The sequence below is a fragment of the Rhizobium leguminosarum genome, from assembly GCF_010668065.1.
GTDB lineage: Bacteria > Pseudomonadota > Alphaproteobacteria > Rhizobiales > Rhizobiaceae > Rhizobium > Rhizobium leguminosarum_S.
This window is the reverse complement of sequence record NZ_WUEN01000001.1, coordinates 372,244-389,622: the sequence shown is the minus strand read 5'-3', so window position 1 is coordinate 389,622 and position 17,379 is coordinate 372,244. Positions and strand designations below refer to the sequence as shown.

The following is a 17,379-nucleotide window of genomic DNA, read 5'->3' as shown; positions in this document are numbered from 1 at the left end:
AAACCCTGGGGACAGCGGCGGGTCGTGCCTTTGGCCGTTTGAAAAACCTTGTTGACAAGCCCGGCCAGATGGCCAAGTCTATGACACTAAAAGGGGATATATTCCGCAATAAAGGAATAACTGGAGGAGTGACAGGTGCCAGACCTGCTTGTGAGCCTATATTCCACTGAGCTCGCCGACCTGAAACGCAAAGCCGGCGATGTCGGCGTCTCCATCCGTCCGGCCCTCCCCCCGGAACTGCATCTCGTCGTCAGCTGGGTTCGCGAACGGTTCAGCGAGAACTGGGCGAGCGAAGTCGCGGTCGCCTTCTCCCGCCAGCCCGTTGCCTGCCTGGTCGCCGTCGAAAGCGGCAAGCTCCTGGGCTTTGCCTGCTATGACACGACGGCGCGCGGCTTCTTCGGCCCGACCGGCGTCGACCCCGACGCACGCGGCAAGGGCATCGGGCTCGCCCTCTTTTCTGCCTGCCTTCAGACCATGAAAACGCTCGGCCACGCCTATGCCTTCATCGGCGATGCCGGCCCGGTCGATTTCTACGCCAGGACCGCAGGCGCAACCATCATCCCCGCCCCCGACAAGGGCATCTACGAAGGCATGCTGAGAAGCGCGCCGAAATGACCATCTGATCCCGGAGTTACAGAATTGTCCTCGACCCCGCTCGCCCTCTTCGTCGGTCTTCCCACGCCGATTATTTCGGATGATGAATTCGCCCTCTTTCGCGAAACCAATCCGCTCGGCCTTTTCGTCGGCCGGCGCAATCAGCGCGAACCGGAGCAGACGAGGCGCCTGATCGAGCGCTTCCGCGAAGCCGTCGGCCGCGACGACGCGCCTGTCTTCACCGACCAGGAAGGCGGTCGCGTTCAGCATCTCGATGCCGGCCCCTGGCCGCTCTTCCGCAGTTTTGGCCAGTTCGCCGAACTTGCACGCCGCGATTTCGATCTCGGCAAAAAAGCACTGCGCCTTTCCTCCCAGGCCATGGGCGCGATGATGACGGAACTCGGCCTTTCCAGCGGATGCTCGCCCGTTCTCGACCTCGTCTTCGAGACGACGAGTGCGGTCATCGGCGCCCGCTCTTTCGGCCCTGATCCCGATTTCATCGCTGCCCTCGGCCGCGAGGTCGTCGATGGCCTGCTCGAGACCGGCAACATGCCTGTTATCAAGCATATTCCAGGCCATGGCCGCGCAACGCTCGATTCCCACAAGGAGCGTCCGGTCGTCGACGCCAGCCGCGAGACGCTCACCGCGACCGACTTCAAGCCCTTCGTGGCGCTGAAGGATACGCCCTGGGCGATGGTCGCCCATGTCGTCTATTCGGCCTATGACGCCGAGCTGCCGGCGTCCGTCTCGCCTGTTATGCACGACGTGATCCGCAAGGACATGGGTTATGACGGCGTGCTGATTTCCGACTGCATCTTCATGGAGTCGCTCTCCGGCACCCTGCCGGAACGCGTCAAACAGGTGCTGGACGCAGGCTTCGATATCGCGCTCCACAGCCACGGCGACATCCCGGAAAGCGAAGCCGCCGCCAAGGCCGCCCGCCCGCTGACGGAAGGCGCCCTGCAGCGGATCGCTGCCGGCAAGGCCCGCCTCGGCAATCTCAAGATCGATGTCCGCGCCGCCCATGCTGAAGTCGAAGACATGTTTGCAAGCGCGCTGGTCTCCTGACCGGCACCTCATCTCTCACCGCATAAGAAAAGGGGAATAAAACATGAAAAAATGTCTTCTTGCCGCCGCCGCACTAACACTGCTTTCGGGTTCCGCCATGGCGCAGACGGTCCTCACCGTGAATATCGAACCGGCGACGACCTGGGTTCGCAACTTCAACCCGTTCAACCAGACCTCGTCGCGCCAATCGACACTCGACTTCATCTACGAGCCGCTGGTCGTCTTCAACCGCTTCGACAGCAATAAGCCGGTCTATCGCCTGGCCGAAAGCTTCAAACTCTCCGACGACCTGAAGAGCATCGATTTCAAGCTGCGCCCGAACCTGAAGTGGTCTGATGGTAAGCCACTGACCGCAGCCGACGTCAAGTTCACCTATGATTACCTGAAGAAGTTCCCGGCGCTCGATTTCGTCAGCATCTGGACCTTCATCACCGATATCAAGGCGGTCGACGGCCAAACGGTGCGCTTCACGCTCGCCAATCCGAGCTCACTCGCCGCCGAGCAGATCTCGCAATTGCCGATCGTCCCGGAACATGTCTGGAAGGACGTCGCCGATCCCGTGACGTTCGCCAACGAAACCCCTGTTGGCAGCGGCCCGCTGACGGAAGTGCCGCGCTTCACCGGCCAGACCTACGACCAGTGCCGCAACCCGAACTACTGGGACAACGAGCACCTGAAGGTCGATTGCATGCGCTTCCCGCAGCTTGCCGACAACAACCAGATGCTGACCGCAACGGCCGACGGCACGCTCGACTGGGGCGTCTCCTTCATTCCCGATATCGACAATGTCTATGTTTCCAAGGATCCGGCGCATTTCCACTACTGGTATTCGCCAAGCAGCATGGTCGCATTCCTGTTCAACCTGGAAACGGCGAACGAGAACAACAAGAAGGCCTTCAACGACCTCAAGTTCCGCCGTGCCGTCTCGATGGCGCTCGACCGCAAGACGATGATCGACGTCGCCGGCTACGGCTATCCGACGCTGAACGAAGACCCCGGCCTGATGGGCGAGCTTTACAAGAGCTGGTCGGACCCGTCCGTCAAGGCCGACTTCGGCAAGTTCGCAACCTATGATGCCGATGCCGCCAAGGCCCTGCTCGACGAGGCGGGCTACAAGGATAAGGACGGCGACGGCTTCCGCGACAATCCCGACGGCACCAAGATCTCCTTCTCGATCATCGTCCCCAGCGCCTGGACGGACTGGATCGATACCGTCAACCTCGCCGTCGAAGGCATGCAGGCGGTCGGCATCGATGCCAAGATCGAAACGCCGGAGGAAGCCGTCTGGACCGGCAACCTCATCAACGGCACCTTCGATGCGGCGATCAACAGCCTGCCGGCATCGGCTTCGCCCTATTACCCCTACAAGCGTGCCTTCAGCGCTTCGGACAAGGGCAAGACCCGCTTCACCGCGCAGCGCTGGTTCAACCCGGAGGTCGAAAAGCTCGTCACCGAGTTCACCCATACCGCAGACCTTGGCAAGCAGAAGGACGCGATGAACAAGGCGCAGCGCATCGTCGCTGAAAACATGCCGGTGATTCCGGTGTTCAACAATCCGAACTGGTATCAGTACAACACCAAGCGCTTCACCGGCTGGTCGACCAAGGAAAACCCCTTCGTCAATCCGTCGATCTCGCGAACCAACCCGGCACGCCTACTGAACCTCCTGGCTCTCGAGCCGGTCAAGTAAGCATCGCAATCCTCGGGAGCGGCGTAAAGCGCCGCTCCGTCACGACGGAGTCCCTATGGCTTTTCTGCTTCGCCGCCTCGTCTTCTACATGGCAGCCTTCATCGCGGCAGCGACGATCAATTTCTTCCTGCCGCGTCTGATGCCGGGCGATCCCGTGCAGATCATGTTCTCGAGCGCCGGCACCGAATTGCCGCCGGAAAGCCTGCAGGCGCTGAAGCTTACCTTCGGTTTCGTCGACGGTCCGCTCTGGCAGCAGTACCTCACCTATCTCGGCAGCATCTTCACCGGCGATCTCGGCCGCTCGATCAAGTATTTCCCGCTGCCCGTCACATCGGTGCTCGGCCATGCACTCGTCTGGACCGTCGGCCTGATGGGCACGGCGACGATCGTCAGCTTCGCGCTCGGCACCTTCCTCGGCATCGTCGCCGCCTGGCGCCGCGGCAGCAAGTTCGATGTCGTCGTCTCGGTCGGCGCGATCTTCGCGACCTCGGTGCCGGCCGTCGTCACCTCGCTGATCGTGCTTTTCATCTTCGGCTTCACGCTCGGCTGGTTTCCGAACGGTTATGCCGCCGACCCATCGCTCGATCCGGCCTTCAGCCTGCAATATATCGGCAGCCTCGCCTATCACGGCATCCTGCCGATGGTGACGCTCTGCACCGTGCTGATTGGCGGCTTCACCGTCACCATGCGCAACAACATGATCAACCTGCTCGGCGAGGACTATATCGTCATGGCCCGCGCCAAGGGCCTTTCCGACCGGCATGTGATGCTCTGGTACGCAGCGCGCAACGCCCTGTTGCCGACCGTCTCCAGCCTTGCCATCGCCATCGGCACCATCCTCGGCGGCTCGCTGGTGACGGAGGTCGTCTATAACTATCCCGGCCTCGGCAACATTCTCTACCAGGCGATCCTCGCCCGCGACTACCCCGTCATTCAGGGCCAGCTCCTCATCATGACCGCGACCATGCTGATCGCCAATTTTATCGTCGACGTCAGCTATGTGCTGCTTGACCCGCGGCTGAAGGGAGCGTGAGATGAAGACCCTGCTTCGAAACCGCAAGGCGCTGGTCGGCCTCGTCATCATCGCCTTCATCGTCCTCGTCGCGATCGCAGCGCCGCTGCTGACGCAGTACGATCCCGCCGCCCGCACCGGGCGGCCGCATCAGGCTCCGTCACTCGACCATATTCTCGGCACCACGCGCATCGGCCAGGATGTCTTTGCCCGGCTGATCTACGGTGCCCGCACCTCGCTTGCCGTAGGCTTCGGCGCCGGCCTGCTGATCACGCTCGTCGGCACCGCACTCGGCATCATCTCCGGCTATCGCGGCGGCAAGACCGACGAGATCATCAGCTTCTTCACCAATATGGTACTCGTCGTTCCGAACCTGCCGCTGCTGCTCGTGCTTGCCGCCTTCATCGGCCAGGCAAGCCCCCTCGTCATCGCCCTTATCCTCGGCGCCACCTCCTGGGCCTGGGGCGCACGCGTCACCCGCGCCGAAACGCTCTCCGTCAAGCAGAAGGATTTCGTCAAATCGGCCGAGATGATGGGCGAGCCGCAATGGCGCATCATGACGTTCGAGATCTTTCCCAACGTGATATCGATCGTCGGCATCAATTTCATCGGCAGCGTCATCTTCGCGATCATTACCGAGGCGACGCTGGAATTCCTCGGCCTCGGCGATCCGAGAGCGATCTCCTGGGGCACCATGCTCTACAATGCGCAGAAGGCCTCGGCCCTCTCGGTCGGCGCCTGGTGGGATATTCTCACCCCCTGCTTCGCGCTCGCCTTCCTCGGTATCGGCATGTCATTGCTGAACTTCGCCGTCGACGAGATCGCCAATCCGCGGCTGCGCACCGGCAATCACCTGAAGCGCTGGTCCCTGCTCGTTCGAACAGGGGAGGGTCGCCTGTGACCCAGCCGCTGCTTTCGGTGAGGAACCTCACCATCGACTATATCGGCGAGGAGAAGGATTTCCGCGCCGTCAACGACGTCAGCTTCGATGTCGCGCCCGGCGAGGTCTTCGGCCTTGCCGGCGAATCCGGCTGCGGCAAGAGCACCATCGCGTTTGCCATCAGCCGCCTGCACAAGCCGCCAGCGCTTATCCGCAAGGAGAGCCGCATCCTGCTCGACGGCCGCGACGTGCTCGGCCTCGACCGGCAGGCGCTCAGCGCGTTCCGCTGGCGCGAGGTTGCGATGGTCTTCCAGAGCGCGATGAACTCGCTGAACCCGGTGCTGCGCATCGAGACGCAATTCTACGACATGCTGCGCACCCACAAGGGCATGAGCCATGCTGCAGCCCGCGAGCGAACCGCCGAGATGCTGACGCTCGTCGACATCGCCCCGGATCGCATGCGCGACTATCCGCACCAGTTTTCCGGCGGCATGCGCCAACGTATCGTCATCGCCATTTGCATGGCGCTCGATCCGAAGCTCGTGGTCATGGACGAACCGACGACGGCGCTCGACGTCGTCGTCCAGCGCGAAATCCTGCAGCGCATCAACGAACTGCGCCGCAGCTTCGGCTTTTCCGTGCTGTTCATCACCCATGATCTCGGGCTGATGGTACAATTCTGCGACCGCATCGGCATCATGCTCGCAGGCCAGCTGGTGGAGCAGAACACGGCCGAGGCGATCTACAGGACGCCCAAGCACGACTACACGAAGAAGCTTTGGGCCTCCTTCCCCTCGCTGCATGGAGGAGTGCTGTTATGACGGACGCCATTCTCGCACTCGACCAGGTGACCAAGACTTTCGGCCATGGTTCCGCGGCCGTCCATGCGGCGCGCGCCATCTCGTTTTCGCTGCATGCCGGCCGGGCGCTGGCGCTGGTCGGTGAATCCGGCAGCGGCAAGACCACCTGCGCCCGCATGGCGATGCGCGAATATCTGCCGACATCCGGCCGGATTCTCTACAAGGGCCGGCCTGTCGAGGCGGCAAAATCCGCCGAGATCGCCCGTTACCGCCGCTCGGTGCAGATGATCTTCCAGGACCCCTTCGCCTCGCTCAACCCTGCTCACACCATTGCCCATCATCTCCGGCGGCCACTGAAACTGCACCGCCCGGAGATCAAGGGGGCCGAGATCGACGCCGCGATCCGTGAACTGCTGCAGCGCGTCAGGCTCGATCCCGATCTCGTCGCGCCGAAATATCCGCATGAGCTGTCCGGCGGTCAGCGCCAGCGCGTCAACATCGCTCGCGCCTTGGCCGTCAAGCCGGAGGTGATCGTCGCCGACGAGCCGACCTCGATGCTCGACGTTTCGGTCCGCCTCGGCGTGCTGAACCTGTTGAACGAGATGAAGCAGGAGATGAATCTTGGCCTGCTCTACATCACCCATGACATTGCCACCGCCCGTTATGTCGCCGAGGATATCGCCGTGATGTATGCCGGCCAGATCGTCGAATGGGGCAGCGTCGCCAAGGTGATCGACAATCCGCTGCATCCCTATACCCGTCTGCTGCTCTCGGCCGTGCCCGATCCCGAGGTCCGGTTCGACGACCCGAAGGCTCGGCTGAGGCCTGACGAGGTGGAGGACATCCGCCGCCGTTCGGCCGTGCCGCAGGACGACATCGTCGAATTCGAGCAGGATCATTTCATGCGGATGATCTGAGGACGGCTTGCTGGCCTCGTCGCCTGCCCTATGCTAGGGGACGCTTCCTTTCATGCGAGGCGAAGCCGTCATGCTGCCCTGGATCCAGCTCGATTCCGCGACCATTCCCGGTGAGAACGGCGAATTGCGGCTGAAGCAGCGCGGCAGCGAGTTCTCGATCATGCTCGGCGCCAACGAGCTGATGAACAGCCGTCTCAGCGGCTCGGAAGAAGCGCTGGCGACCCTTTCCTGGGATCGGATCAAGTCGCACGCCAAGCCAAGGATGCTGATCGGCGGGCTCGGCATGGGTTTCACCCTGCGCGCCGCTCTCGCCGTGCTCCCGGAGGATGCCGGCGTCACCGTCGCCGAACTGGTGCCGGCCGTGATCGCCTGGGCGCGCGGACCGATGGCCGAGGTCTTCAAGGGCTGTCTCGACGATCCGCGCGTCGGCATCCACCAGGGCGATGTCGGCGAAGCGATCCGCGCCGGCAAGGCTGCCTATGACGCCATTCTGCTCGATGTCGATAACGGCCCTGATGGGCTGACCCGCAAATCCAACGACCGGCTCTACGACTTCGCCGGCCTTCGCGCCGCCAGCGACGCGCTGCGTCCCGGCGGCGTGCTCGCCGTCTGGTCGTCCGGCCCGGATCCTGATTTCACGCGACGTCTCAAGGGCAGCGGTTTTGCCGTCGGTGTGGTCAACGCGCGCGCCAACGGCAAACGCGGCGGCGCCCGCCACGTCATCTGGCTGGCCGTCAAGCCGGTGAAATGACGCTCAAGCCGAAGCGATCCTGCGGGCGGCGTTGATGGCGCGGCGGGCGCCGGAGCGCAGTTGCGCTGTCTCGGCACCGGCAATGACCAGATCGAAGCCGAACTTCAGGAGCTCGCCGGCCCGCTCGCCGTCGCCGGCAAAGGCGCAGGCGAATTTGCCGTGGGCGCGGCAGCGCGAAACCGCATGCTGCATGGCGCTGTCGATCTCGGCGGCGTTCGGCGCCACCTGATCGCCGTTCGAGAGTGCGATCGAAAGGTCGGAAGGACCGATGAAAATGCCATCGATACCGGCAACGCCGAGGATGCCGTCGATCGCCTCGAGTGCCGCCCGGGTCTCGATCATGGCAATGGCGACGGTAAGCGCGTTGGCGTTCTTCAGATAATCATCGGCCGACAGGCCGGTATGGTTGAGCGCCAGCGACGGTCCCCAGCTGCGTTCGCCGAGAGGCGGGTATTTCGTGGCCTTGACGAAGGCTTGCGCGTCTTCGGCCGAATTGATCATCGGCGCGATGATGCCGGAGGCGCCGGCATCGAGCAGGCGCGAGGCGGAAGCGAAATCGCCGACCGGTATGCGTGCCAGCGCCGGCTTGCCGGCAAGCCGAACCTGGGCGACGGCGTTCGCGGCCGAGGGCATGTCCCACATGCCGTGCTGCATATCCAGCACGATGGTGTCGAAAGCCTCCTGCGCCAGGTGATTGGCGAGCGTGGCGTCGGGAATACCGATCCAGGCGGAGATCATGCCGCCCCGGTGTTGCCTGATCCGGTCCGCAAAGCCGTCGATTTCAGCTGCGCTCATGCCATTCTCCTCAGTTCGACAGGCCGCCTGCGGCCAGATATTTCACCTTGAGGAACTCTTCGATGTCGAATTCCCTCAAAGCCATGCACGGGTTGCCGGCTCATCCTCTCCGGCGCAGCCGTGAAATAATGACCGTCACGGCGATCCCCGCTGCAGCCATGATGCCTCCCCAGAGAACCCAGATGCTTTGGTTGATCATGAAACTGGATGCGGGATAGGGAAAATAGCCGCTTCCCTGGGCGATCCAGATCAGCCCCAGGAGGATCATGAGCAGTCCAACGACGTATCCGACGGTTCGCGACATGCTTCGCCCTTCCCTATGAATCGATGCCACAATGTCGATCGGCGTCGGTCATGACAAGGCTTCTATCCTGAGAGCGAACATATTCCGGATGCAACGACGCGCCGGCTCCATCCGAATGTCATGTCCTGCAGACTTCATCCACCAGCCAGGTGCTGAGCCTTTCGCTATCAACATTTGCCGATCGCGGCGGTATCAGCCAGTAACCGCGGTCGGGTGCCTCGAGCGGCGGCCCGGCTTCCACCAGCATATGTGTGGAGAGAATCGTATCGACCAGCCCCATCCAGCCGATCGCCACGCCCTGTTCGCTGAGCGCGGCCTGGACAACCAGCGAGTAGGTGTTGAAGCTTATATCGCCGCGGCCGGAATGGAGATCGCGAGTAACGGAGAATTCGGCAAGATAACTTCGCCAGTCGAACCAGGGCGATGGCGTCGGCGAATCGAGGTGGATCAGGATCGCCTTGGCAAGCTGCTGCGGATCGGCGAACGGGCCGTTGCGATCGAGAAATCCTCGCGTGCAGACGGGCACCACCTTTTCCTGCAGCAGAAGCGATCCGACGGCGCCGAATTCAGCCTTTGTGCCGAAAACCACCACCACATCTGCGTCGTCACGAAAGCCGGGCTCAAGCCTCTGGGTTGCGACGATCTGTATATCCGTTTCCGGGTGAAGCAGGCGAAAGCCGTGCATGCGCGGGATCAGCCAAAGCGCCGAAAAGGCATAGTCGGTTCTAAGTCTGACGACCGGCCTTTGAGCCTCGGTGCGGAGACTGCGCGCCAGGGCATCGATGTCACCAACCGTCTTCGCGGCGATCTGGAAAAGCCGTTCGCCCTCCGCGGTCAACTCGACGCCGCGGTGCTGCCGGCGCAGCAGGGCGACGCCGAACTGCTCTTCCAGCCGCCGAATCTGATAGCTGACGGCAGGCTGCGTAAGGCCGAGACCTGCCGCCGCGGCCGAAAAGCTGCCGAGCCTTGCGACCTCAGCGAAGATGCGCATCCATCCCAGCTCAGGCAGGCGGTCTGGCATAAAAATTCCTTTTGGGAAGCATCAAAAAAAGCTGGCTTTACAAGCATGATGATAGTGGTTTTCATAAGATCTGCAAATAGCAAGGGGAAGAGCTTCCCCGGCCTTTGAGACCACAGGAGACAATCTCGCATGGCGCGTCCGAATATCCTCATCCTGATGGTCGATCAGTTGAATGGCACTTTCTTTCCCGATGGCCCTGCCGATTTTCTGCATGCGCCGCATCTGAAATCATTGGCGGAGCGTTCCGTGCGTTTCACCAACGCCTATACGGCAAGCCCGCTCTGCGCACCGGCGCGGGCCTCCTTCATGTCCGGACAATTGCCGAGCCGAACCCGCGTCTATGACAATGCGGCGGAATTTGCCTCCGACATTCCGACCTATGCACATCATCTGCGCGCTGCCGGATACCAGACCGCACTTTCCGGCAAGATGCACTTCGTCGGCCCCGACCAATTGCACGGCTTCGAGGAGCGGCTGACGACGGATATCTACCCGGCCGACTTCGGCTGGACGCCCGATTATAGCAAGCCCGGCGAGCGCATAGACTGGTGGTATCACAATCTGGGCTCGGTCACCGGCGCCGGCGTTGCCGAGATCACCAACCAGATGGAATATGACGACGAGGTCGCCTACCACGCCGCCCGCAAGCTGTTCGATCTCTCGCGCGGACACGACGAGCGCCCCTGGTGCCTGACCGTCAGCTTCACCCATCCGCACGATCCCTATGTCGCGCGCCGCAAATTCTGGGACCTCTATGAGGACTGCCCGGCACTGGACCCGACGGTTGCGCCGATTGCCTTCGAGCGGCAGGACCCGCACTCGCAGCGTCTGATGAAAGCCTGCGACCACGACGCTTTCGACATCAGCGATGAGCAGATCAGGCGGGCAAGGCGCGGCTATTTCGCCAATATCTCCTATGTCGACGAGAAGATCGGTGACATTCTCGGCGTCCTCGAACGGACCCGCATGGCCGAAAATACGATCATCCTCTTTGCGTCCGACCATGGCGACATGCTCGGCGATCGCGGCCTCTGGTTCAAGATGAACTTTTTCGAAGGATCGGCCCGCGTTCCGCTGATGATCGCGGCACCCGGTTGGCAGCCCAAACGGATCGACCAGCCTGTCTCCACGCTCGACGTGACGCCGACGCTGGCGGGTCTCGCCGGGATCGATATCGCCTCGCTGAAGCCATGGACCGAGGGCGAGGATCTCGCAGCGCTTGCCGAAGGCACCGGCAGCCGCAGCCCTGTGCCGATGGAATATGCCGCGGAGGGTTCCGAGGCGCCGCTCGTCTGCATCCGGGACGGACGATACAAGCTCTCGCTCTGCGATAAGGACCCGCCGATGCTGTTTAATCTCGAGGCCGATCCCCAAGAACTCGACAATCTGGCGGCCGACCCGACCCATGCCGAGATCTTGGCAAGCCTTGTCGAACAGGCCGGCCGACGCTGGAACCTTTCCGCTTTCGACGCAGCCGTGCGCGAAAGCCAGGCGCGCCGCCGGGTGGTCTATGCGGCGCTGCGCAACGGGGCCTATTATCCATGGGACTACCAGCCCTTACAGAAGGCTTCGGAGCGCTATATGCGCAACCACATGGATCTGAACGTGTTGGAGGAAAACCAAAGGTTCCCGCGCCAGGAATGAACGAAAGGTGCTTCTGGTTTAAGCCGTCTTGCGCGCCGGCGCCTCGCGCAGGAAATCCTCGATGAATGCCTTTTGCAGCAGAATGCCGTCCCATTCGTCAGGGAAGAAGGGCGAGTCGTAGATCAGCGTAAAGGGACCGTCGTAACCGGCTCTCTCGCACATTTCCAGGCACGTGCGGTAATCCTCGGCATCTAGGCCGGCAGTGCCGTAATCGGCCTTGGCATGGCAGATTTCCGCCCGGCCCATGATATCGGCAAGGCCCTGATATTTCGCCGGCGCCGCCCAGTTACCGAGGTCGCCGTTGAGGCCGACCTTGCCGTCCAGCCGGTCCAGCAGCCAATTCATCTCGACCGGCGACGGCAGCAGGTCGAACCAGTTCTCGACGACGACACGCACGCCGCTGCCTTCGGCCTTTCCCGCCAGCCAGTTCAGGTGACGGGCTGCGCGGGTAAGATTTTCCTCCGTCGGCTTCTGCTTGCCGGCAATGACCCGCATCCTCTCAGCCCCGAGGGCTGCGGCGATGTCGATCCACTCCGCCATCCATTCGACGTCGCGTTCGGCCGTCTCGGGATGGCTCGGATCGCCATCCTCGACGAGCAGCGTCTGGAACAGCACGTTCGAGGCCGCCATCGCGCCACGCAAGTCGCTTATATAGCCAGCGTCGAGGCTCGGCAGATGGAAGGAACAGACCTCCAGCCGGTTGACGCCACGCGCCGAGAGCGCCGCCGGCACATCGATCAGCGCCGCAGCACCGGGGCCATAGGGCTCTTTCGCAGCAGCACTTTTGTCGGGATCGGGGCTATAGGCATGAACGGCGCCAAGCAGCCGATGCAGCGACCATGTCGAAACCGCGAAACGCCCGTTTTGCAAAACCTGCACGTGTTTTCCTCCTGGATCTCCTCATGCCATCAATGGCAACTAAATCCCGGCGGTTCAATTGCCAATTCAGGCAAAATCGTCGCGGATGACCGGCTCGGCCGCAAGGGCAATCCCCAGCAGCGCCTGATCGCGATGGGGGGTGGCCGAAAGCAGCAGTCCAACAGGCATGCCAGCCTCGCCCGTACCGCAAGGAATGGAAACGCCGCACCAGTCGAGGAAATTGCCGAGCGCGGTGTTGCGCAACGTCTTGTTGTTCGTCGCGAAGAACAGCTCGTCATCCTGCTCCAACGGCCCGATCGGCGGCGCGACATGGGCGACGGTCGGAAAGGCGAGCAGCCGGTCGCCGACGAGGCGCTCGACATCGACGATCAGGCGGCTGCGCGCCTCGAGGATCGCCAGGTAATCGGGCAGCGTCGTCTTGCTTCCGAGACGGGTGCGCATGACGACACGGTGGTCCATGCTGTCCGCGTCCGGTCCTGCCAAGCGTTCGCGGTGAAGTGCGAAAGCCTCCGCCGTGACCAGCGGACCATATCTCGTCATCAGATCAAATATCTCGTTGAAGGCGGGGATGACGGTGCGGGCAACCTTGGCGCCGGCCTTTTGAAGACGTCCCAGAGCTGCCTCGAACGCGGCGACGACGCCGGCTTCAGCGCCATCGAAGACGACATTTTCCGGCACGATGAGTTCCAGCCCTTGCAGGGGATGCGTGGCGACATCGGGCGCCGTCAGGCCGCGCATCGCCGCGTCGATCCAGACCGCGTCCCTGACGCTGCGGCAGAGCGGTCCCAGCGAATCCAGGCTCTTTGCCAGCGGATAGACCCCTGCCATCGCGTGGCGACCGCGTGTTGCCTTGTAGCCGACGATACCGTTGAAAGCGGCGGGAATACGCACCGAGCCGCCGGTATCGGTGCCCATGGCGGCCGGCACCAGTCCGGCCGCGACGACGACACCGGCGCCGGAGGACGAGCCGCCCGGAATGCGCGGCAGATCAGTGCCGCGCGGATTTACCGGCGTGCCGTAATGCGGATTGATGCCGAGGCCGGAAAAGGCGAATTCGCTCATATTGGTGCGCCCGACGGCCACCATGCCCGCCTGCCTGAGCAAAGCGACGACAGGCGCATCGCGCTTGGCCGGCATCTCCTTTGCCAGAACGACGGAGCCCGCCGTCGTCGGCAAGCCTTCGATGTCGAAAAGATCCTTCCAGGCAATCGGAATGCCGTCCAGCAATCCTAGCGAGCGCCCTTCCCGCAGACGTCGCGAAGAGGCGCGCGCCTCCTCCATCGCCCGGTTTTCGAGCAGTGTGGTGAAAACCGCCTTGTCGGCATAATTCGCGATGGAATCGAAAACCGCCTCGGCGACCTCGACCGGATCGGCCGCGCCACCTTGAATGAGGATGGAAAGTTGCGCGACCGACATCGCGCCGAAGGATTTGCTCATGGGACTATCCAGAAGAAAGATGTTCCTGTCTGGACTACCGCGGATCATTCCGGTGAACCAGAGCTTCACGATATTTTGCATTTATTGGTACGATTTTTTGAACACTGCGTTTGAAGATCGCCCCTTCAATTGCCACGATCGAAGACACACATGCTGCACGCATGCGGAAGCGGTTCGGCACGAGGGTGAGAGTTTGCTCTTAAGAGACCGGCACCGCATGTGTTGCAGGAGTAATTAAAATGACAGATTGTGAAACTTTAAGCCGTCGCCAGGATATGGTGACCCTCCATGTAAAAGAGGACGAAACCGCCGGTTTAGGCGAGCGCGATTACGTAGATCATGTCAGCGCCCAGAAACTTTCGGCCTTTGAGCGCATTGTCGTGGTCGGAGCGCTGGTTCTCTTGAGCTTTGCGGGTTTTGCCGCATATTCTTCCGGCAATACGGACCCGATGACGACATCGGCCATTGCCGCCCCGGCCGGCGATAACGTGCCGCAGCATCCGGCCTACGGCCATTGCCGCGACAGCAGCCCCTACGCTGAGAGGGTTTGCTGATAGCAAAACCACTGCATAATTTCATCCTTAAATCGGCACCGATTTAAGGATGAAATTATGCAGTCATTCAAAGTGCTACAGCGTCCTTTGCGCGTCTGAAAGACGCGCGGCGCTGTAGATCGCCGGGCGTGGAAACCTTGGCCCAGGCTGCATCGACAGCAGGAAAAGGGGAAAGGACCATGGCCGGCGACATCGACTACAAGCTTCACCGCTTCATCGACGCCCAGAACGGCATCTACGAGCGGGCGCTCTCAGAGCTGAAAGCCGGACGCAAGACCTCCCACTGGATGTGGTTCATCTTCCCGCAGATCGCCGGTCTCGGCACGTCGGCGATGGCCGAAAAATATGCGATCCGCTCGGCGGAGGAAGCCGCCGCCTATCTCGCCGATCCCATTCTCTCAAGCAGGTTGTTGCGTTGCGTCGAGGCGATCCTATCGGTGAACGGCCGATCGGCGCACGAAATCCTGGGCTCACCCGACGACTTCAAGCTGTGCTCATCGATGACCTTGTTTGCCGCGATCAGCGATCACGGTTCGCCCTTCCACCAGGTGATCGAGCATTTCTATCAGGGAAAATTCGACGAACGGACGATGGAAATCCTCAGCGCCAGCACAGACTGATTTTATGCCGGTCGGCTAAAATCTGAATAGTTATCTGCCCGGTCTGCTCTCCAGCGTAGCAATTTCCTCGGAAATTTCGCTCAACCGCTGACGCAGATCGCTGTCGGTGCCGTCATCGACCTCTTCCTCCCCGAAACAATAGCGCGCATCATGGAGCTCCAGCTTGGCTTCGAGCTCGGCGCGTTTGGCATATAGGCGTTTGAGATAGACGTAGTTCATCTCCCTGCCTCCACATCGCCCTCGGGTTAGTGTCAAAACGGCATGGACGCGGTAAGGTTCCCCTCCCACACACTTGCGATGCTCAGGCGAAAGAAGCGATCGCCGCGTGGCAGGCCTTGCCGAAATGACCGCAGCAGCCGGCAGCGCCCATGGCCTGGCGGCTGACGCGCGCGCCTTCGAGTAGCAGCGTCAAAGTATCGGCAAGAAGCTGGGGTTCGCGCGCGCCGGCCGCCGAACAGAGCGCGGCCAGGCGATCACGCTGTTCGGCCTTGTGCCGCTCGATCATTTCGTGGGCTGGATGGCCCTCGCCCTTCAGCTCGATGGCGGCATTGGCAAGATCGCACCCGGCGGGCTCGCCGTTCAGACATTGCGCCCGCATCTCCACCCAGGCGTCCAGCTGGGCGCGCGGATTGTCGGGATAGGCCGATTCCAGATCGCGCCAGATGGCGCCCGCCTTTTCGGAGGCACGGCGAAGCGTCTCGCAGACGAGCTCGTCCTTTGAGCCGAAATGCCGGTAGAGCGTCATCTTGTTGGTCAGAGCCGCGTCGGCAATGGCATCGACGCCGATGCCGCGAATGCCGCGCTCGCGGAAAAGCTCCGAGGCGGTCGAGACGATACGCTCCCGCGGCGGGATGCGATCTTCTGGAACGGCTGCGGGGATTTCATTCGAAGTTTCTGATTTTTTTGAGGACGTAGTCCTTGACATCAATGTGACCGATCGGTAACAAATGCATTGTTACTTACCGGTAACACCACAAAACGCGAAAGTCAATGCCGAGGGCATGGCAGCGGAAAGTGGAACACGGGCGACCGCCCACGAAAGGAGGACAACCATGACAAAGACCAGAGATGACCTGACGATATCCGAAGCCCTTCGCGACCCCCTGATCGCCATGGTGTTGCGCGCCGACGGCGTAAAGCTTGAAGACTTCAAGCAACTCCTGGAGACGGCCGCCCGCAAACGCGAACCGCGCTCGACATCGGTGGGCAATATGATCGGAGCGCTCGCAAGCCGCGCCAATCTGCCGGCAATGCCCTGCTTCGGCTGAAGCCGCCTAAACAGCTTGGGGATCTCTCCCTGCCCCCGTCAAGGGCTGCCGTCTCGACCAGACGGCGGCCCTTGTCGCTTATTGGAAGGCCGCGACCAAGCGATGCTGGCCGTCGGCAACGACGTAATCATTACAATGCCGACCGGCGGTGGCTGAGCGCCGTGCGTCCGTTCGGGCCGATACGCTACAGGATCGGCTTGCCGCCGGTGACCGCGATCGTCGTGCCGGAGACATAGCTCGACAAGGGATCGGCCAGCATCACGTAGGCTGTGGCAAGCTCGGCCGGCTGGCCCGGCCGTTTCATCGGACCTGCTTGCCGAAATTGCTGACGCTTTCTTCAGGCAGTGTCGAGGGGATGAGCGGCGTCCAGATTGGCCCGGGCGCCACGGCATTGGCGCGAATGCCTTTCTCGGCCAGAAGCTGGGCGAGGCCGGCGGTGAAATTCTGGATCGCGCCCTTGGTCGTCGCATAGGCAAGCAGCGTCGGGTTCGGATTGTCCGAATTGATCGATGCCGTGTTGATGATGGCGCTGCCGGGCTTCATGTGGGCGACGGCTGCCTTGGTCAGGTAGAACATCGAATGGATATTGACCTTGAAGGTCAGTTCCCACTCCTCGTCGCTGATCTCGTCGATGCTCTTGAAGCTCGCCTGATGCGCGGCGTTGTTGACGAGAATGTCGATACCACCGAGCTCCCTGACCGCCGTATCGACGATCTGCCTGCAGTGGGCGGGATCCTGGATGTCACCGCTGACAAGGATAGCCTTGCTTCCGGCCTGCTCGACCAGCCGTTTCGTCTCATCGGCATCCTCGTCCTCGTCGAGATAGGAGAGCACCAGATCGGCACCCTCCCTGGCATAGGCGATTGCAACAGCCCGGCCAATGCCGCTATCGCCGCCGGTGATGATCGCCCGCTTGCCCTTCAGCCGCTCGGAACCGCGATAGCTCTTTTCGCCATGGTCGGGAACCGGGTCCATCCGTGCCGTGAAACCCGGCATCGGCTGCTTCTGGGATGGGAAAGGCGGTGTGGGATAATTTGTCATCGTGACCTCCTGAGTTTCAGAAATCAAACTCGGCCTGATGCTTGTTGTTCCAAGCCTCGCGGCGGAATGACTTCTCCAGCAACCGCTCGCGCTGAAAGCACGCT

19 protein-coding genes and 1 pseudogene are annotated in these 17,379 nt (G+C 61.9%); 12 read left to right on the top strand and 8 right to left on the bottom strand.

Annotated elements, in window-relative coordinates; genetic code table 11:
- The first annotated feature begins 135 nt into the window (after positions 1–135).
- From GR198_RS01805 to GR198_RS01770, 8 genes are all read left to right on the top strand, one after another.
- Entirely contained in the window at positions 136–615 is a 480-nt protein-coding gene (locus GR198_RS01805) for a GNAT family N-acetyltransferase (RefSeq protein ID WP_164067084.1), read from the top strand.
- A 24-nt stretch (positions 616–639) separates the two neighbouring features.
- Complete coding sequence (locus tag GR198_RS01800; protein WP_164067082.1) at positions 640–1,662, top strand: glycoside hydrolase family 3 N-terminal domain-containing protein; 1,023 nt, start codon at positions 640–642, stop codon at positions 1,660–1,662.
- A gap of 43 nt (positions 1,663–1,705) precedes the next feature.
- On the top strand, positions 1,706–3,352 hold the full coding sequence (locus tag GR198_RS01795) for an ABC transporter substrate-binding protein (protein ID WP_029874898.1): 1,647 nt from the start codon (positions 1,706–1,708) through the stop codon (positions 3,350–3,352).
- Positions 3,353–3,407: 55 nt separating this feature from the next.
- Complete coding sequence (locus GR198_RS01790; protein ID WP_029874899.1) at positions 3,408–4,385, top strand: ABC transporter permease; 978 nt, start codon at positions 3,408–3,410, stop codon at positions 4,383–4,385.
- 1 nt (position 4,386) lies between these two features.
- Positions 4,387–5,265: an ABC transporter permease gene (locus tag GR198_RS01785; protein WP_027665594.1), complete on the top strand. Its 879-nt coding sequence runs from the start codon at positions 4,387–4,389 to the stop codon at positions 5,263–5,265.
- Positions 5,262–6,065: an ABC transporter ATP-binding protein gene (locus GR198_RS01780; protein WP_029874900.1), complete on the top strand. Its 804-nt coding sequence runs from the start codon at positions 5,262–5,264 to the stop codon at positions 6,063–6,065. The genes GR198_RS01785 and GR198_RS01780 overlap by 4 nt, the downstream gene beginning before the upstream one ends.
- Positions 6,062–6,961, top strand: coding sequence for an ABC transporter ATP-binding protein (locus GR198_RS01775; RefSeq protein WP_029874901.1), 900 nt, complete (start codon positions 6,062–6,064; stop codon positions 6,959–6,961). The genes GR198_RS01780 and GR198_RS01775 overlap by 4 nt, the downstream gene beginning before the upstream one ends.
- Before the next feature lie 70 nt (positions 6,962–7,031).
- Complete coding sequence (locus tag GR198_RS01770; protein WP_029874902.1) at positions 7,032–7,712, top strand: spermidine synthase; 681 nt, start codon at positions 7,032–7,034, stop codon at positions 7,710–7,712.
- Between the two features lie 3 nt (positions 7,713–7,715).
- On the opposite strand, the gene GR198_RS01765 is transcribed toward GR198_RS01770, so the two are convergent.
- From GR198_RS01765 to GR198_RS01755, 3 genes are all read right to left on the bottom strand, one after another.
- Positions 7,716–8,507: an HpcH/HpaI aldolase family protein gene (locus tag GR198_RS01765; protein WP_029874903.1), complete on the bottom strand. Its 792-nt coding sequence runs from the start codon at positions 8,505–8,507 to the stop codon at positions 7,716–7,718.
- A 100-nt stretch (positions 8,508–8,607) separates the two neighbouring features.
- Positions 8,608–8,811: a hypothetical protein gene (locus GR198_RS01760; protein ID WP_029874904.1), complete on the bottom strand. Its 204-nt coding sequence runs from the start codon at positions 8,809–8,811 to the stop codon at positions 8,608–8,610.
- Positions 8,812–8,929: 118 nt separating this feature from the next.
- Positions 8,930–9,832 (bottom strand): choline sulfate utilization transcriptional regulator, encoded by a 903-nt coding sequence (locus tag GR198_RS01755; protein WP_164067079.1) that lies wholly within the window; start codon positions 9,830–9,832, stop codon positions 8,930–8,932.
- A 129-nt stretch (positions 9,833–9,961) separates the two neighbouring features.
- Here GR198_RS01755 and betC point away from each other — a divergent pair, with 129 nt between their 5' ends.
- Positions 9,962–11,476: a choline-sulfatase gene (betC, locus tag GR198_RS01750; protein WP_164067076.1), complete on the top strand. Its 1,515-nt coding sequence runs from the start codon at positions 9,962–9,964 to the stop codon at positions 11,474–11,476.
- An 18-nt stretch (positions 11,477–11,494) separates the two neighbouring features.
- Here the strand turns inward: betC and GR198_RS01745 are convergent, their stop codons facing one another.
- The gene (locus GR198_RS01745; protein ID WP_029874907.1) at positions 11,495–12,355 is read right to left on the bottom strand and encodes a sugar phosphate isomerase/epimerase family protein; all 861 of its coding nucleotides are present in this window, start codon (positions 12,353–12,355) and stop codon (positions 11,495–11,497) included.
- A gap of 66 nt (positions 12,356–12,421) precedes the next feature.
- Positions 12,422–13,792, bottom strand: a complete 1,371-nt coding sequence (locus GR198_RS01740; protein WP_029874908.1) for an amidase — start codon at positions 13,790–13,792, stop codon at positions 12,422–12,424.
- 275 nt (positions 13,793–14,067) lie between these two features.
- On the opposite strand from GR198_RS01740, the gene GR198_RS01735 reads away from it, so the two are divergent.
- A complete protein-coding gene (locus tag GR198_RS01735) occupies positions 14,068–14,346 on the top strand; it encodes a hypothetical protein (RefSeq protein WP_027665604.1) in 279 nt (92 codons plus the stop codon).
- 179 nt (positions 14,347–14,525) lie between these two features.
- Positions 14,526–14,966, top strand: a complete 441-nt coding sequence (locus GR198_RS01730; RefSeq protein WP_029874909.1) for a DUF1810 domain-containing protein — start codon at positions 14,526–14,528, stop codon at positions 14,964–14,966.
- A 30-nt stretch (positions 14,967–14,996) separates the two neighbouring features.
- On the opposite strand, the gene GR198_RS01725 is transcribed toward GR198_RS01730, so the two are convergent.
- Both GR198_RS01725 and GR198_RS01720 read right to left on the bottom strand, forming a co-directional pair.
- Positions 14,997–15,185, bottom strand: a complete 189-nt coding sequence (locus GR198_RS01725) for a hypothetical protein (protein ID WP_003547852.1) — start codon at positions 15,183–15,185, stop codon at positions 14,997–14,999.
- A gap of 82 nt (positions 15,186–15,267) precedes the next feature.
- Positions 15,268–15,891, bottom strand: coding sequence for a TetR/AcrR family transcriptional regulator (locus tag GR198_RS01720; protein WP_029874910.1), 624 nt, complete (start codon positions 15,889–15,891; stop codon positions 15,268–15,270).
- A gap of 127 nt (positions 15,892–16,018) precedes the next feature.
- Between GR198_RS01720 and GR198_RS01715 the strand changes: the two genes are divergently transcribed.
- A complete protein-coding gene (locus GR198_RS01715; RefSeq protein ID WP_003547846.1) occupies positions 16,019–16,234 on the top strand; it encodes a hypothetical protein in 216 nt (71 codons plus the stop codon).
- 184 nt (positions 16,235–16,418) lie between these two features.
- Here GR198_RS01715 and GR198_RS01710 read toward each other — a convergent pair.
- Positions 16,419–17,275: pseudogene (locus GR198_RS01710) on the bottom strand (SDR family oxidoreductase).
- Positions 17,276–17,379 lie beyond the last annotated feature (104 nt).

Excerpts from the sequence above, each read along its gene's own strand:
- GR198_RS01725 (WP_003547852.1), bottom strand. The coding sequence starts at position 15,185 with ATGAACTACGTCTATCTCAAACGCCTATATGCCAAACGCGCCGAGCTC.
- GR198_RS01790 (WP_029874899.1), top strand. The coding sequence starts at position 3,408 with ATGGCTTTTCTGCTTCGCCGCCTCGTCTTCTACATGGCAGCCTTCATC.
- GR198_RS01770 (WP_029874902.1), top strand. The coding sequence starts at position 7,032 with ATGCTGCCCTGGATCCAGCTCGATTCCGCGACCATTCCCGGTGAGAAC.
- GR198_RS01730 (WP_029874909.1), top strand. The coding sequence starts at position 14,526 with ATGGCCGGCGACATCGACTACAAGCTTCACCGCTTCATCGACGCCCAG.
- GR198_RS01760 (WP_029874904.1), bottom strand. The coding sequence starts at position 8,811 with ATGTCGCGAACCGTCGGATACGTCGTTGGACTGCTCATGATCCTCCTG.
- GR198_RS01755 (WP_164067079.1), bottom strand. The coding sequence starts at position 9,832 with ATGCCAGACCGCCTGCCTGAGCTGGGATGGATGCGCATCTTCGCTGAG.
- GR198_RS01785 (WP_027665594.1), top strand. The coding sequence starts at position 4,387 with ATGAAGACCCTGCTTCGAAACCGCAAGGCGCTGGTCGGCCTCGTCATC.
- GR198_RS01775 (WP_029874901.1), top strand. The coding sequence starts at position 6,062 with ATGACGGACGCCATTCTCGCACTCGACCAGGTGACCAAGACTTTCGGC.
- GR198_RS01765 (WP_029874903.1), bottom strand. The coding sequence starts at position 8,507 with ATGAGCGCAGCTGAAATCGACGGCTTTGCGGACCGGATCAGGCAACAC.
- GR198_RS01720 (WP_029874910.1), bottom strand. The coding sequence starts at position 15,891 with ATGTCAAGGACTACGTCCTCAAAAAAATCAGAAACTTCGAATGAAATC.
- GR198_RS01715 (WP_003547846.1), top strand. The coding sequence starts at position 16,019 with ATGACAAAGACCAGAGATGACCTGACGATATCCGAAGCCCTTCGCGAC.
- GR198_RS01795 (WP_029874898.1), top strand. The coding sequence starts at position 1,706 with ATGAAAAAATGTCTTCTTGCCGCCGCCGCACTAACACTGCTTTCGGGT.
- betC (WP_164067076.1), top strand. The coding sequence starts at position 9,962 with ATGGCGCGTCCGAATATCCTCATCCTGATGGTCGATCAGTTGAATGGC.
- GR198_RS01735 (WP_027665604.1), top strand. The coding sequence starts at position 14,068 with ATGGTGACCCTCCATGTAAAAGAGGACGAAACCGCCGGTTTAGGCGAG.
- GR198_RS01740 (WP_029874908.1), bottom strand. The coding sequence starts at position 13,792 with ATGAGCAAATCCTTCGGCGCGATGTCGGTCGCGCAACTTTCCATCCTC.